Genomic DNA, 597 nt, shown 5'->3' with positions numbered 1-597 from the left:
ATAAATTGCAAAGAAAGTCAGAGCGACTAATAAGGGGTTTTCTATCTGCCATTGAGCGATATCAGCCTGGCTGGCTTTGATATTCTCTAAGCTTAAAAATTGTCCCAAATCAAAAGCAAAAAAAGCAGCTATAGCGACCATAATCACTGAGATTATAATTGTTTTTTTCATTTCCAATCCTCTTAAAATGCTAATATTTCTACAGTTTCAAAGCTTTTTAGTAACAACGATACTTTCTCACTACACAGCCTTCTGATTTAAAACCTAATCAAGCAGATTATCAATCTGATTACCTCTTAGCTAATATTAAACGCTTGAACAGTAACTTTTTGATTTACTGTTATAAGACCAGAGCTCGCAAATATAAATTTCATTATTTATTTGTTTTTAATCGGTCGGTTCAACTATTTGCGAAGAGTGTACAAAAATTATTAAACAGGAAAGTTCAACAGGCCCTCGTACGCTCTAAACAATTAACGGTAATAATAGCTACAATTAAGCATCCTTAAACTCCAACTAAATTGTAGACAACTCATATTATATGGGGGCGAAAGCGAGTTAGCTTTTTGTTTTTTGATATCAATTCACTCAACCGAT

It is taken from the genome of Psychromonas sp. (assembly GCF_983033635.1).
The sequence above is the reverse complement of the archived record's forward strand: the minus strand, read 5'-3'. Positions refer to the sequence as shown.